This window comes from Caballeronia sp. ATUFL_F2_KS9A (assembly GCF_023630765.1).
Lineage (GTDB): Bacteria > Pseudomonadota > Gammaproteobacteria > Burkholderiales > Burkholderiaceae > Caballeronia > Caballeronia zhejiangensis.
Map to the genome: position 1 here is coordinate 151,008 of NZ_JALQEK010000036.1, position 14,245 is coordinate 165,252.

The 14,245-nt window shown below is 63.1% G+C and carries 13 protein-coding genes, 2 pseudogenes and 1 riboswitch; of the genes and pseudogenes, 8 read left to right on the plus strand and 7 right to left on the minus strand.

Translation table 11 applies throughout. The features are described 5' to 3' along the window. Positions 1-91 precede the first annotated feature (91 nt). Entirely contained in the window at positions 92-2,593 is a 2,502-nt protein-coding gene (locus NCS67_RS24975) for a glucose/quinate/shikimate family membrane-bound PQQ-dependent dehydrogenase (RefSeq protein ID WP_250437050.1), read from the plus strand. Between the two features lie 41 nt (positions 2,594-2,634). Here NCS67_RS24975 and NCS67_RS31950 read toward each other — a convergent pair whose 3' ends face one another. Then, positions 2,635-2,757, minus strand: a complete 123-nt coding sequence (locus NCS67_RS31950) for a hypothetical protein (protein ID WP_268811544.1) — start codon at positions 2,755-2,757, stop codon at positions 2,635-2,637. 129 nt (positions 2,758-2,886) lie between these two features. Between NCS67_RS31950 and NCS67_RS24980 the strand changes: the two genes are divergently transcribed. Beyond that, positions 2,887-4,587 (plus strand): outer membrane protein assembly factor BamB family protein, encoded by a 1,701-nt coding sequence (locus NCS67_RS24980; RefSeq protein WP_008347413.1) that lies wholly within the window; start codon positions 2,887-2,889, stop codon positions 4,585-4,587. 100 nt (positions 4,588-4,687) lie between these two features. After that, positions 4,688-4,854, plus strand: a riboswitch (yybP-ykoY riboswitch). Between the two features lie 8 nt (positions 4,855-4,862). Further along, positions 4,863-5,432: a manganese efflux pump MntP gene (mntP, locus tag NCS67_RS24985; RefSeq protein WP_250437052.1), complete on the plus strand. Its 570-nt coding sequence runs from the start codon at positions 4,863-4,865 to the stop codon at positions 5,430-5,432. Here mntP and NCS67_RS24990 read toward each other — a convergent pair. Continuing rightward, positions 5,398-5,829 carry a DUF6632 domain-containing protein gene (locus NCS67_RS24990; protein ID WP_250437054.1) on the minus strand — a complete coding sequence of 144 codons (432 nt, stop codon included), beginning with the start codon at positions 5,827-5,829 and terminating at the stop codon, positions 5,398-5,400. The two genes, mntP and NCS67_RS24990, sit on opposite strands and share 35 nt — an antisense overlap. Before the next feature lie 174 nt (positions 5,830-6,003). Between NCS67_RS24990 and alr the strand changes: the two genes are divergently transcribed. After that, positions 6,004-7,107, plus strand: a complete 1,104-nt coding sequence (gene alr / locus NCS67_RS24995) for an alanine racemase (RefSeq protein ID WP_008347416.1) — start codon at positions 6,004-6,006, stop codon at positions 7,105-7,107. A 31-nt stretch (positions 7,108-7,138) separates the two neighbouring features. Here alr and pdxR read toward each other — a convergent pair whose 3' ends face one another. Next, positions 7,139-8,596: a MocR-like pyridoxine biosynthesis transcription factor PdxR gene (gene pdxR / locus NCS67_RS25000; protein ID WP_250437056.1), complete on the minus strand. Its 1,458-nt coding sequence runs from the start codon at positions 8,594-8,596 to the stop codon at positions 7,139-7,141. 86 nt (positions 8,597-8,682) lie between these two features. Between pdxR and NCS67_RS25005 the strand changes: the two genes are divergently transcribed. Both NCS67_RS25005 and NCS67_RS25010 read left to right on the plus strand, forming a co-directional pair. After that, positions 8,683-9,309: an FMN-binding negative transcriptional regulator gene (locus NCS67_RS25005; RefSeq protein ID WP_250437057.1), complete on the plus strand. Its 627-nt coding sequence runs from the start codon at positions 8,683-8,685 to the stop codon at positions 9,307-9,309. A 3-nt stretch (positions 9,310-9,312) separates the two neighbouring features. Next, the gene (locus NCS67_RS25010; protein WP_008347419.1) at positions 9,313-9,936 is read left to right on the plus strand and encodes a LysE family translocator; all 624 of its coding nucleotides are present in this window, start codon (positions 9,313-9,315) and stop codon (positions 9,934-9,936) included. A 56-nt stretch (positions 9,937-9,992) separates the two neighbouring features. Here the strand turns inward: NCS67_RS25010 and NCS67_RS25015 are convergent, their stop codons facing one another. After that, positions 9,993-10,253 (minus strand): PAAR domain-containing protein, encoded by a 261-nt coding sequence (locus NCS67_RS25015; RefSeq protein ID WP_250437058.1) that lies wholly within the window; start codon positions 10,251-10,253, stop codon positions 9,993-9,995. Between the two features lie 16 nt (positions 10,254-10,269). Further along, the gene (locus tag NCS67_RS25020) at positions 10,270-10,584 is read right to left on the minus strand and encodes a hypothetical protein (RefSeq protein WP_250437059.1); all 315 of its coding nucleotides are present in this window, start codon (positions 10,582-10,584) and stop codon (positions 10,270-10,272) included. Positions 10,585-11,334: 750 nt separating this feature from the next. On the opposite strand from NCS67_RS25020, the gene NCS67_RS25025 reads away from it, so the two are divergent. After that, complete coding sequence (locus NCS67_RS25025) at positions 11,335-11,517, plus strand: SymE family type I addiction module toxin (RefSeq protein WP_250437060.1); 183 nt, start codon at positions 11,335-11,337, stop codon at positions 11,515-11,517. A 36-nt stretch (positions 11,518-11,553) separates the two neighbouring features. On the opposite strand, the gene NCS67_RS25030 is transcribed toward NCS67_RS25025, so the two are convergent. Continuing rightward, positions 11,554-11,949 carry a hypothetical protein gene (locus NCS67_RS25030; protein WP_175981960.1) on the minus strand — a complete coding sequence of 132 codons (396 nt, stop codon included), beginning with the start codon at positions 11,947-11,949 and terminating at the stop codon, positions 11,554-11,556. Positions 11,950-12,281: 332 nt separating this feature from the next. Continuing rightward, positions 12,282-12,419: pseudogene (locus NCS67_RS32110) on the minus strand (RHS repeat-associated core domain-containing protein); the annotation flags it as partial. A gap of 595 nt (positions 12,420-13,014) precedes the next feature. On the opposite strand from NCS67_RS32110, the pseudogene NCS67_RS25040 reads away from it, so the two are divergent. Further along, positions 13,015-14,245: pseudogene (locus tag NCS67_RS25040) on the plus strand (hypothetical protein); the annotation flags it as partial.

A 14,245-nucleotide genomic window follows, 5' to 3' on the forward strand; every position in this document is an offset into this window, starting at 1 on the left:
CAGCGATTGCTCCGTTCCTCCACGCGACAGCGTCCGAACCACGACCGCGCGACGGCCGTGTTCCGCCTTTCATCGTCACGGAGGATTCAGCATGGCTGGCAACGGCAGACTCAGTCCGCTCACGTTCTTTACGGCCATCGTGTTTATCGTCATCGGCGTGTTGCTGGCGGCGGGCGGAGCGTATCTCGTTGCGCTCAAAGGATCGTGGTACTACGTGATCGCGGGTGCGGCCATCGTGCTGACCGGGCTCTTGTTGTTGATCCGGCGGCGCTCCGCATTGCTGCTTTTCGCGCTGTTCCTGTTCGCCTCGACGATCTGGGCCGTCGTCGAAGTGCGTTTCGATTTCTGGCAACTGATGCCGCGCCTGTGGATCTGGCTGCTGCTCGCGATCTGGCTGCTGATTCCGTTCGTGCATCGCGGCGCGTTGTTCGGGCCGCCTTCGACATCGCGCGCCGCGCGCACGCCCCTCGCCGCCGCGATCATCCTCACGCTGCTGCTCGGCGTCGGCACCTGGTTCAATCATCCGCACGACCGGCCGGGGCGCATCGACGTGAACGTCGCCGCCGACGCCAATCAGCCCGATGCCAACGCCGCGACCGGCCGCGCGGCGGGCGACTGGGTCGACTATGGCGGCTCGCCGCTCGCGCAGCGTTACGCGCCGCTCGCCCGGATCACGCCGGATAACGCGCATCGGCTAAAGGTGGCGTGGACGTATCGCACCGGCGACATGCCCGGCCCCGACGATCCGACCGAAACCACCGACGAGAACACGCCGCTCAAGGTCGGCGACACGATTTTCCTGTGCACGCCGCATAGCAAGGCGATCGCGCTCGATGCCGCGAGCGGCAAGGAAAAGTGGCGTTTCGATCCGCGGATTCAGAGTCCGATCGGGTTCAAGCATTGGGAGCACATGACTTGCCGGGGCGTCGCTTATTACGATGCGTCGATGCATCCGATGCCCGCTGCCGCCGCGCCCGAAGCCAGCGCGCCCGCCGAAGCCGATGCGGCCTCCGCGCCTGCCGACGCATCCGCGCCCACGGAAGCGTCCGCGCCCGTGCAGACGCCCGCGCAAACCACGGCGCAGGCCGAATGTCCGCATCGCCTGTTCCTTCCGACCGCCGACGCCCGCCTGATCGCGCTCGACGCGGACACCGGCAAGCCGTGCGCGAGCTTCGGAAAGAACGGTGCAATCGATTTGCGCGCGAATATCGGGCCGTTCACGCCGGGCGGCTATTACTCGACCTCGCCGCCGGCGGTGTTCCGCAATCTCGTGATCGTCGGCGGTCATGTGACCGACAACGAATCGAACAACGAGCCGTCGGGCGTGATCCGCGCGTTCGACGTCAATGACGGCCATCTCGTCTGGAACTGGGATCCAGGCAATCCGGACGCCACCGAACCGATCGCGGCGGGCGGCACTTATGTGCGCAATTCGCCGAACATGTGGTCGATGTTCAGCGTCGACGAAAAGCGCGGCATGATTTTTCTGCCGATGGGCAACCAGACGCCCGATCAGTGGGGCGGCGAGCGCACGCCACAGGCCGAGAAGTTCGGCGCGGGCGTCGTCGCGCTCGATGCCGCGACGGGCAAGCTGCGCTGGAACTATCAGTTCACGCATCACGATCTGTGGGATATGGATGTGGGCGGGCAGCCGACGCTCGTCGATCTGCAGACGGCGCAGGGCACGCAGCCGGCGCTGATCGCATCGACGAAGCAGGGCAGCATCTACGTGCTGAATCGCGAAACCGGCCAGCCGATCGTGCCGATCAGCGAAGTCGCCGTGCCGGGCGGCGCGGCGAAAGGCGATCACACCGCGCCGACGCAGGCCGTTTCCGCGCTCAACTTCAACCCGCCGCGCGTGACGGAGGCGGACATGTGGGGCACGACGCCGTTCGATCAGCTTTGGTGCCGCATCAAGTTCAGGAGCCTGCGCTACGACGGGCCGTACACGCCGCCGTCGGAGCAGGGATCGCTCGTGTTTCCGGGTAACTTCGGCGTATTCGACTGGGGCGGGATTTCCGTCGATCCGGTGCGGCAGATTCTGATCGCGAATCCGGACTACATGGCGTTCACGTCGAAGCTGATTCCGCGTAACAAGATTCCCGAGGACAACGGCGAGAAGAAAGGCAGCGAAACGAGCGGCATCAAGCTCGCGCGCGGTACGCCGTTCGGCTTTGAGATCAGCGCGTTTCTTTCACCGCTCGGGATTCCGTGCCAGGCGCCGCCGTGGGGCTACATCGCGGGCGTCGATCTGCGCACGCAGAAGATTGCGTGGATGCACAAGAACGGCACCATCGTCGACAGCGCGCCGCTGCCGATTCCGATGCCGCTCGGCGTGCCGAGCCTCGGCGGGACGATCGTGACGGCGGGCGGCGTCGCGTTCCTGACGGGCACGCTCGATCAATACGTGCGCGCCTACGACGTGCGCGACGGCAAGAAGCTGTGGGAGGCGCGTCTGCCGGCGGGCGGTCAGGCCACGCCGATGAGCTACGCCGATGCAAGCGGCAAGCAATATGTGCTCGTGACGGCGGGCGGTCATGGCTCGCTCGGCACGAAGGCGGGCGATTATGTAATTGCCTATACGTTGCAGTGAATGCGAAAAAAAGCGCGGGAATTTTCTCCCGCGCCTGCACGTTACGTCCGGCGATAAGCCTCGGCCATGAGCGCGCTGACCTTGGCGCGCGCGCTCAGCGCATTGCGGACGGCGGCGACGATGAAGGAAACGAGGGCGATCGGCGTGGCAGCGATGATTCCCATGATGAACTCCGTACTAGGGGTAACTAACTAGGTAATAACCCTAGGTTAGCACATTATGACGCATTGCAACAAATATCTTTCGGGGAATTGACCGTACGCAAAGGCGAAACGCTCTGAAGGAGCATCCAGATGAAGACGCACTTTCCGGCTCGTATCGCGGCGATCGGCGCCGTTGTGCTCATCGCGGCGATCGTCGTCGCGTGCAGTGGCGGTTCCGGCGATAGCGCCACTTCGTCTGCGGCGAGCGGCGGCGCGCCGGCGGCGGCATCGAGCCCGTCGGGGGCATCGAGCCCGGCGGGGGCATCGGCGCCTCTGGCTGCGGTGTCGAAAGATGTCGTCACCTGGCACAACGACATCGCGCGCACCGGACAGCAACTCGCGGAAACCGTCCTCACGCCGGCGAACGTCAATCAGCGTACTTTCGGCAAGCTCGCGCTCTTTTCCGTCGATGGCGCCGTCGACGCGCAGCCGCTCTTTCTGGCGGGCGTACCGATCGCGGGCGGCACGCGCAACGTGCTCTACGTCGCGACGGAAAACGCCAGCGTCTACGCTTTCGACGCCGACAGCGGCGCGGTGCTGTGGAAAGTCTCGACGCTCGGCAGCGGCGAGTCGCCGAGCGACGACCACAACTGTCATCAGATCACGCCGACCATCGGTGTCACGGCGACGCCGGTCATCGACCGGACGCGCGGCCCGAATGGCGCGATGTATGTCGTCGGCATGTCGAAGGATGCGTCGGGCGCGTATCACCAGCGCATTCACGCGCTCGATGTCGCGACGGGCGCCGAGCTCTTCAACGGCCCCACCGAAATCCGGGCGACGTATCCGGGCAACGGCGCGGGCAGCCAGAACGGCACGCTGACGTTCGATCCCGGCCAGTACGCCGAGCGCGCGGCGTTGCTGCTGCTGAACGGCGTCGTCTACACGGCGTGGACTTCGCATTGCGACTTCATGCCGTACACCGGCTGGGTCATGGGCTACGACGCCGCGACCCTGCAACAGGCGAGCGTGCTGAACCTCACGCCGAACGGCCAGATGGGCTCGATCTGGATGAGCGGCGCGGGCCTTGCATCGGACGGCCAGGCGATCTTTTTCCTCGACGCCAACGGCACCTTCGATCCGACCCAAAACGCGCAGGAGATGCCGATCAACGGCAACTTCGGCAACGGTTTTTTGCGGCTGGAAACGTCGCCGCTCAGGGTGCAGGACTATTTCGAGCCGTCGAACACGGTGCAGGAGTCGAACGAGGACGAAGATCTCGGTTCCGGCGGCGCGATGGTGCTGCCGGACTTCACCGATGCGGGCGGCACGGTCCGGCATCTGGCGATCGGCGCGGGCAAGAACTCGACGATCTACGTCGTGAACCGCTTCTCGATGGGCAAGTTCGATTCGAACGCGGACCACATCTATCAGGAACTCGTCGGCCAGATTCGTGGGGCGATGTTCGGCGCGCCCGCGTATTTCAACAACACGGTCTATTTCGGCGCGGTCGGCGACAGCATTCGGGCGTTCGCGGTCAGCAACGCGTTGCTTTCGGCGACGTCGACGAGTCAGACGTCGAATGCGTTCGGCTTCCCCGGCGCGACGCCGAGCATTTCCGCGAACGGCACGGCGAACGGCATTCTGTGGGCGGCGGAGAACGGCGCGACAGGCGCGCTGCGCGCCTACGACGCGGCCAATCTCGCGCGCCAGCTCTACAGCAGCAACGACGCCGGCACGCGCGACCAGTTCGGTGCGGGCAACAAGTTCATCACGCCGATGATCGCGAACGGCAAGGTGTATGTCGGCACGAAGAACGGCGTCGCCGTGTTCGGGCTGTTGTCGAAATAGGATCGGCGCGCGAACGCGGCGCCGGGCGTGACGCCGCGAGCGCGCCGCAACTAGCCGAAACGCCGTGGAACGGTCGCGAAGTCATGTTAAGCTCTCGGTTCTTCGCTGGGGAGTAGCCGGCTTTCCTGCACAGGGAAAGCGCTCATGTCAACACGCTCGGTCGTTCAGGCCGTGGCATGAGCAGCCATCAAAGGTTGGCAAGACCATCGACAGAATTCGCGACCGGTCGGGCGCGCGTTCTGTCGTTCCATCTTGCCCGACCAGAGCGCTACTCGATGAATCTCGCCTCCACAATTTTTCTAGCCTTCGCCATGTCCACCGACGCGTTCGCCGCAGCCGTCGGCAAGGGCGCGACCCTGCACAAGCCGCGCATCGCGGAAGCGTTGAAGACCGGCGTGATCTTTGGCGTGATCGAAGCCCTGACGCCGCTCGTCGGCTGGGCGCTCGGCAGGGCGGCCGCGCAGTATGTCACCGCGTGGGATCACTGGATCGCGTTCGGCCTGCTCTTCCTGCTCGGCGCGCGCATGATCCGCGAAGGTTTCAGCAGCGTGAGCCACGAAGCCGAAAAGCCCAATTCGCATTCGTTCTGGGTGTTGGCGCTCACCGGTTTCGCGACCAGCATCGACGCGATGGCGGTCGGCGCGGGCCTCGCGTTCATCGATGTCGATATCTTCTCGACGGCCGCGACCATCGGTTTCGCGACGATGCTGATGGTGACGATCGGCGTGATGGTCGGCCGGCTCGTCGGCGCGACGATCGGCAAGCGGGCGGAAATCGTCGGCGGGCTGATTCTGATCGGCGTCGGCAGCGTCATTCTGGCCGAGCATCTCGGCCATCTCGGCTGAGGATGCGCGCCTTGCCGCCGCGCGGCGTGAGAATCGCGAGCACGGCGGCGACGATGAAAAGCGCGGGCACGTCGCCCGCCAGATGACCGAGGTGGCGCCCCGCGCCGCCGAACGACTGCACGGCCATGATCGCGCCGTGCACGACGCTCGACCACACCGTGAACCAGATGAGGCTCAGATGCCTCATCGGCTCGCGCGATGCGATCAGCAGGAAAACGCCGAGCGTCGCGTAGATGCCGACGATCATCATCGCGTATTCCGAATGGCCTTCGTGGCCGGCATCCCACGCCCATCCAGAAGGCCAGAGCAGCATGAGCGGATAGAAGGCGAAGAGCGCGATCAGCCCGACGACGGCGAGCACGATGCGCAGGCAGGCGAGGCGACGGGCGTCGTTCATGGCGGCTCCTTGGCGGCGCGACATGAGCGACAAGATACCGCGAAGCGCACCGCGAAAGCCATCGATGGCGGCAGGCGTTTCCACCAAAAATTGGCGCAAATAAAATAACAACGACTGCCATTAGGTCGATACGATTCATCATTCCACTGCCTTTAACCACAAATCCAGCACGTCATGCCACGTCCGATTTCCGCGCGCATCCATCTCGACGCCATCCGACAGAATCTTCAACTTGTCAAACGCACGGCGCCGTCGTCGCGCGTGTGGTCCGTCATCAAGGCGAATGCTTATGGTCACGGCATCGAGCGCATTTATCCGGCGCTCGCTGAAGCCGACGGCATCGCGCTGCTCGATCTCGATGAAGCCGTGCGCGTGCGCGAGCTCGGCTGGAAAAAGCCGATTCTTTTGCTCGAAGGCGTTTTCGAGCCCGCGGATGTCGAAACGGCGGATCGTCACCGGCTCACGGTCACGGTGCATTGCGACGAGCAGCTTGCGTTGCTGAAGGCGGCGCGGCCGAACGAGCGCATCGACATACAGTTGAAGATGAACTCGGGCATGAACCGGCTCGGCTATCGGCCGGGCGAATTCGTCGAGGCTTGGAAAAGGGCGTCGGATATCGCGGCGATCGGCTCGATCGGCCTGATGAGTCACTTCGCGAACGCCGACGAAGGCGCGATCGACTGGCAGATAGACGAATTCGAAGCGGCCACGCGCGATCTTCCCGGCACGCGCTCGCTGTCGAACTCGGCGGCGGTGCTGTGGCATCCGCGCGCGCATCGCGACTGGGTGCGGCCGGGCACCATCCTCTACGGCGCCTCGCCGACGGGCTGCGCGCGCCACATCGAGCATTTCCCGTTGCGCGCGGCGATGACGCTCGAGAGCCGCATCATCGGCGTGCAGACGCTCGCGGCGGGCGAGACGATCGGCTATGGCCGCACTTTCACCGCGGATCGCGCGATGAAGATCGGCGTGGTCGCATGCGGCTACGCGGACGGCTATCCGCGTCACGCGCCGACGGGCACGCCCGTCATCGTCGATGGCGTGCGTACGCGCATCGTCGGACGCGTGTCGATGGACATGCTCACCGTCGATCTCACGCCGTGTCCGGCTGCGGGCATCGGATCGCCGGTGGAACTGTGGGGCGAACGCGTCCGGGTCGATGAAGTGGCCGAACCGTCCGGCACGATCGGCTACGAGTTGATGTGCGCGCTCGCGCGGCGCGTGCCCGTCGCGATCGACGCGGGCGTTTCGAATCGGGCAGAAGCGCATTCGGCATGACGCTCACGATGACGCGTCTCGAAGGCAGTGCTTACGTTCGAAAATGCGCGATCACATCGGCGAGGATTTCGATGCCTTTGCGGATCTGCTCGACCGGCACGCTCGCATAGCCGAGGATGAGCCCGGCCGTCCGGTTCGACGTGCCGCCGCACGGCGCGACATGAAGCGGCGACACCGGATAGACGCCCACGCCCTTCGCATGCGCGGCGGCGACGAGCGCGGCTTCGTGCGCCGCGTCGATGAAGGGCAGCCACAGCGTGACGTGCAATCCGGCAGCCGTGCCCGTCGCGTGCGCGCGCTTCGGAAGAAGATCGGCGATGGCGTCGAGCAAGGCCGCGCGCCGCCGTTCGTATTCGCGCCGCACGCGCCGCACGTGACGCTCATACGCGCCGCTTTCGATTAGCGCCGCGAGCACGCGCTGATCGATGACGGCCGAATGACGATCCGCGAGCCGCTTCGCCTGACGGAACGCCGGCACGAGATCGTGCGGCAGGATCATGTAGCCGAGCCGCAGATGCGGCGAGAGCGCCTTCGAAAACGTGCCGATGTAGATCACGCGGCCATTCGTATCGATCGATTGCAAGGCGTCGATCGGGCGCTGGCCGTATCGGAACTCGCCGTCGTAATCGTCTTCGATGATCCACGCGTCGTGCCGTTGCGCCCATTCGAGCAATTCGAGACGGCGGCCGATCGGCAGCACGCCGCCCAGCGGAAATTGGTGCGATGGCGTCACGTAGGCGAGCCGCGCGCGTCCATCGGCGGGAAGGCGGCGCGTATCGAGACCGTGTTCGTCGACGGGCACCGGCAGCGCCACGCCGCCCGATGCCTCGAAGCAATGCCGCGCGATCAGATAGCCGGGATCTTCGAATGCGAAGGCGTCGCCGGGATCGAGCAGCAGCCGCGCGCAAAGATCGAGCGCCTGCTGCGTGCCGTTCACGACGACGATCTGATCGCTATCGCAGACGAGCCCGCGCGCGCGGCCGAGATACGCCTGCAACGCGCGCCTGAGCGACGCGTCGCCTTCGGGCGCGACGTAATAGAGGCTGTCCGGTTGATGCAGCAGTTCGGCCTGATACGCGCGTTTCCAGATCAACGAAGGAAAGTCGCGCGCGGACACTGCGCCGTACAGGAAGTTGATGCTGCCTTTCGTCACTTGCGCGAGAACGGGCATCGGCAGTGTGGAAACGCGCCGGCCATAGGCGGAAAGGGCGGGCGCGGTGCGTTCGGCGCGCGCGGGAATCGGCGGCGCGAGCGGCATCGGCGGCGTGGCGACTCGCGCCACGCGTCCCGCCGACGTGACGAGAAAGCCCTCCGCCGCGAGCTGTTCGTACGCTGCCGTGACGGTCGTGCGCGAGACGCCGAGATCGGCCGCCAGCGCGCGCGTCGAAGGTGCGGGAGCGCCGGCGGGCAACGTGCCATCGGCGATCTGGGCGCGCAGCAGATCGTAAATGCGCCGTCCGGTGCCGATGGCGTCTTTCAACTGGACCATGAAAATTGCTCGAAACTGGATCTTCTTATTGTGCCTGTTTCGGGCGATAGTGACGGGGTTCCGCCACTTTCCATCGGGCATCCAAGATGTATATTCCGCCGCATTTCGCCGAGACTCGCCCTGAAGAGCTGCATCGGATCATTCGTGCGCATCCGCTCGGAATGCTGGTGACGCACGACGCCGCCGGTCTCGACGCCAATCACATTCCGTTCGAGTTCGATCCGGCGCAGGGCGAGCATGGCTTGCTGACGGCGCACGTCGCGCGCGCCAACGACGTGTGGCAGCGTTGCCCGGGCGGCACGCCCGTCATGGTGATTTTTCGCGGCGCGGAGGGTTATGTCTCGCCGAACTGGTATCCGAGCAAGCATGAGACGCATCGGCAAGTGCCGACGTGGAACTACGAAGTCGTGCACGCGCACGGCGTGCTCACCGTGCGCGACGACGAGCAGTTCGTGCGCGGTCTCGTCGCGCGTCTGACGCGGCGGCACGAGGCGAACGAGCCGAAGCCGTGGAAGATGGGCGATTCCGAGCGCGAATTCATCGATGGGATGCTGCGGAATATCGTGGGCATCGAAATCGCGGTGACGTCGCTTGTCGGCAAGTCGAAGCTGAGTCAGAACAAGGAAACGCGCGATCGGATCGGTGCGGCGGATGCGCTCGACGCGCGGGGGAAAGGGGAGCTGGCACGGGTGATGGTGCGGGCGGGAGACTAGTTCATGGCTTTTATTGCTTTTCTGATCGCGGCGATCGCTCTCGCCATTACGCCCGGTCCGGGCCTCGCGTATGTCGTGGCTCGCACTGTCGCTGGTGGTCGTTCCGAAGGCATGGCGTCGTGTCTCGGCACGGCGGTGGGCGGTCTCGTCCATGTGGCCGCGGCGGCGCTCGGGCTATCCCTGTTGATCGCGCGCTCGGCGACGCTCTTTAGCGTCGTGAAGTACGTCGGCGCGGCGTATCTGATTTATCTGGGCGTTCGGCTTCTGTTTCGCGAAGGCGAAGCGGGCGGCGTCGCGCCGGTTGCATCGCACGGTGCGCGGCGTGCGTTTCGCGAAGGCGTCCTGGTCGAAGCGCTCAACGTCAAGACGGCGCTGTTTTTTCTCGCCTTTCTTCCGCAGTTCGTTTCGCCGGGGCATGCGCTGATTCCGCAACTGGCGATGCTCGGGAGCATTTGCGTCGTGCTTAATACGCTTGTCGACGTGGGCGCGGTGCTCGCCGCTTCGCGTCTGCTGAAGTCGAGCGCCGCACGCGTCGCGCGCGCGAGGATGCTCACGCGGACCTCGGGCGTCGTCATGCTGGCATTGGGTGGGTATCTCGCGTTTGCGCGGAGGGCGATCCCGAGTTAGGGAACCGGCCTCACGCGATTATCTGTTCCTCGCATGACCTTCCGTGAAGAGGGCTTCTAATCAATACTGCCGTGACTTTCGACGGCAAGCACACGGCTGCCGCAGGCGGTCAGATGCCCATCCAGCGCGACGCCATTGCCGTTCGTGTCGATCAACATATCGGAACACTGAATGATCGGGTTCGTGCCGTGTTCGGGGCATGTCACCAAGTCGCCCATTCTTGCGACCCCGCGGCCCTTGATGTCCATCGTGTCGGAGCCCGTGATGATGTGGCCGCCGTGGGTGGTTGCGTCGCCTATGCATGCGATTGAAGTCATTTTCGTTATCGTGCGGTTAGAGGTTTTTCCAGATCGGTTCAGCGCTTGCGCCGGACAATTCGAAGATGAAGAATTTCACCGCGTCGAAATAGTTGGTGAATATGCAAGGATTGAACGAGGCGCCTCGCTCGTCGACGCATACGACCCAGTAACCATCTTCCTCGGACAGGCGCAACTCTCCAAACCCGATATGCGGGTCGTCACCTAAGCGGTAGGAATCACGCCTGATACCGCGAGCGCCAAGTTCAGCGGCGATGGCGTCGAGTAGCCTTTGCTGGTCGATGCCTTGACCAACACGAATCTCGTACGCCTTCTTGAGATGAATATCCATCGATCAACTCCTTTGTTCATCGTCGTCTCAAGAAGGCCCGTAGCTTTTCTTGCTCGACGCTAACGACATGTTCACCCACGGCAAGACCACCGGGCAGACGTGTATCTTACGGACGCTCCGTCCTTCTGGCATGTTTCCATTGTCGAGTCTCTCTAGCGGCCTTCGATGATTCTTCGAATGCGACGATTCGATTCGTCTACCTTGACTTGAATATCCCGATCGGCGGCAACGGCGTTGAGTCCGCCCGTAAGGCCAATCAGGTACTTCGATATGAATCTGCCCGTCGCCGGATCATCGTACCGATGCCGGTTGTAATGAAGCCCCGTCTGACTTCGCCTGGACACAAACTCCTCGCGAGCAGGCCGCAGTCCCTTATCCAGCAAGCCGTCCAGCTCGACGAGCTCATGCACGAAAGAATTTTTTTTGTAGACGCGATTCTAGACGCTCATCGGTAGCCCGAACTATGCGACTCGTCCGAGTAACGCTTGCTCGTTACCCGCAGTGGCTGACGGCGGCCGCAGGCCGACCGCAGACGCGGCGGAACTTGGCCGAAGCACACCGATGCGCCACGTTCGCGCAAGTCTTCGCCCACCGCGCCCGAATCCGTCAAGGCCGCGCAGCGCCCGAAGGGCTTGGTCTTGACGGTCATCGGTTCACCACGCTCGTTTTTCGTCGCTCTTGGCGCGCGGATGGCGCAGTTCCGCAAAGCTAGCGAATCTTAAAGCACGTCCACACGATACGGAACGCTTCGTGACCGTTCAGCAGTCGCAGCGCGAGAGCCGCTCTACCAAACCCTACTGGCAGCGAACCGAGCCGCCGTGTTTTCCGTGGCTCAAACTCGCCGGGCCATGGATCGAGCAGGCAGGATTCACAGCAGGGCAGCGCGTCAAGGTCAATGTTGAACATGGGCGGCTGATCATTACCGCCGAGTAGACGAAGGGCCGCGTAGCGGCCCTTCGAACTTAAAGATTAGCGATTCTCGACGTTGTATCTAGCTACTCTTGAGACGTCTTCATCTGGGTCATCGAAGAGCCCGCGGACTATCGATATAGGTGCCTTTTTGTTTGAGGCGATGCCTTGCCGAACCACTGGATCCGGATCTCTCGCGAGGAGCTCAAACAACTCCACCGATAGTTTCCGCTTTACGGCAACGCTACGTCTGACATCAGATTCAAACTGGCAGAGCTCCGTCAATATTTCCAACGGAACAGTCTTGTTATGAGCAACCCATTTCCTGTAGCCCGGGAACCTCGAAATCACATCTTTCCAGACAGATACAGGAGCCTCTTCGTTAGCGGCTCGGTCGTACTCTTCCTTCATGAGACTATCTCTTAGCGCTATGAATTCTTCAGCAGACTGGATCATCTTGAGTCCTTGCACTGCAATGAATCAAGATTAACGTTTTTCCCGGTATCGCTCTTATGTTTACTCATGTAGTCGCCGTAAACATCGGCGTCAGCGACCCAAGCTCCATTCTTATCATAGACTTTCCAAGCGCTATTGCCATGCCCGGTTTGATCTTCGGACCACCACATGCCCGTGCTCGGATCGCGCAAGTATTTAGCGTAACCAACGCCTGATACATTGCCTGCGCAAACTCGATCAAATCGATTTATTTCCCATTCCTTTCTACAAGAGCACTTAGAATTTTGATTCGGCTTGTTTGACGTTTGCTTTCGTCCCGCTATCGCAGGAGTCTTCGATAAGCCAAACGGATCAACCCACTCGATCGGGTTCGGCGCATACTGATACGCGTTGAGTCCACCGGCCAGCCCAATCGGATCCTTCGAGATGAACCGCCCGCTCTGCGAATCATAGTACCGATGCCGATTGTAAACAAACCGCCAGGACACGCGCCCCGCGCACGCGGAGCGCTATCCCTTATATGGCTTGCCTCTACAGCCAGAAGCGCGCTCGCCAACAGAATTTTTCCTAGACGTGATTCTAGCCGCTCATCGGTAGACCGAACTATGCGACTTCTCCGAGTAGAGCTTGCTCGTAGGCCGCCGACAGACGGCAGACGCGGCGGAACAGGGCGCTCGCAGACCGACGCTCCACTTTTGCGCAGGCGCATCGCCCGCTACCTCTTTAGCCGCTCGCTTTTGACTTGGATTTGCTTTTGATTTCGCCGCGTGAGCGGCGCTGGTCCCCTTGGGGGTGCCCGCGTGGCCGAAGGCTACGCCGGCGGGGCTGTACACACTCGCGCGTGCGCGCTGACTATGCTTTGTTCGTGCTCAACAGATTTGGCCGCGACGCGGCCACTGGAATATTCTTGTGCGCAGCGCGCACCCGGCAGGGCCGGGGGCGCAAGACATAGCGCGTATTAGCGCATTCTGGCGGGCTGGGCAGTGGCAACCCGCCACTGCGCCCGATTCATCGAACCACGGAAACACCACGCAACCATTCAAATGCTCGTGACCGCTCGCGCAGATGTCGGTGCGTCATGCGACGAGCGTCAATCTGCTCGATGTGCTTGCACGGCGCACGTATCAGTACAACGCGGCGGGCCACCTGACGCGCATCGAGGACCACGCGCGCGGTGTAACCGACTATACCTATGACCCGCTCGGGCGCTTGCTCAAGTCGGTGACGCCCGATCTGACCGAAATCTTTGCGTTCGATCCGGCGGGCAATCCTGTCGATCCGGAGAAGGTTCCGCCGCGCCCGGTCGTGGAGACGGACGCAGAGCGCGCCGAGCGGCACGCGCGGGAACGCGCCGAAGATGAAGCGTGGCTGCGCGCGAATCCGGGCAAGCCGGCGCGCTCACAGTGGGATCAACGCCGCTCCGACGATGATAAGAAGCTGCATGCATGGGAACAGTCGTTGCCGAAGTGCATCGGCAATGTGCTGAAGGAGTTGAACCGCACTCATTACGCGTATGACGAGCGCGGGAATCTGAGCCGCAAGACCGAGCCTAATGGCGTGACGTGGGTTTATGCCTACGACAAGCAGAACCGGCTCACGGAGGCCAAGCGCTACGGGAAGCCGCCAGCGGCGAACGAGATAGACCGCCGGGAGAGGAACACGGATGGTTCTACTACCTGGATTTCTGGCACTGCCCCGTTCGATGTTGCCGCGAGCTATACCTACGACGCGTTCGGGCGGCGCGTGGCGAAGGAAGTCAGAGGCGCGACAGGCGCAACCGAGCTAACCGTCTTCACATGGGACGGCGATGTGCTGCTCATGGAAGAGCGCTTTGACGAGCTGCCGCGCGAGTATGGACGCGAGCGCAAGTCCGCGAATGCCCGCTATGAGACGGTGCGAGAGGACGCGCAGGACGCGTATTCGCTGCCGGTCGCGCAGCGCATGCATACGTTGGACGCGAGCCATCAATGGACGCGGGCGTCGCTCTATCTGCACGAACCGGGGACGTTCGTGCCGCTCGCGCGTCTCGACGAAAAGCTGGTCGAACCCGCGTTTCTCGCGACGGGCACCGATGGTGGGTTTGTTCAGGTTCCGGCGAAGAGCCGTCATGCGACGCTGTTCTACCAGAATGACCACCTTGGCACGCCGCAGGAGTTGCTGGACGAGTCGGGTATCCGGACGGTTCATTCAGATGGGGCACGCTCGACGAGAACGGCAAGGGGATGCTCGCGAACGTGCCGCGCGGCGGCGGGCGTATCGAGTATTTCGAGGATGGATATTCGATCAAGGACGACAA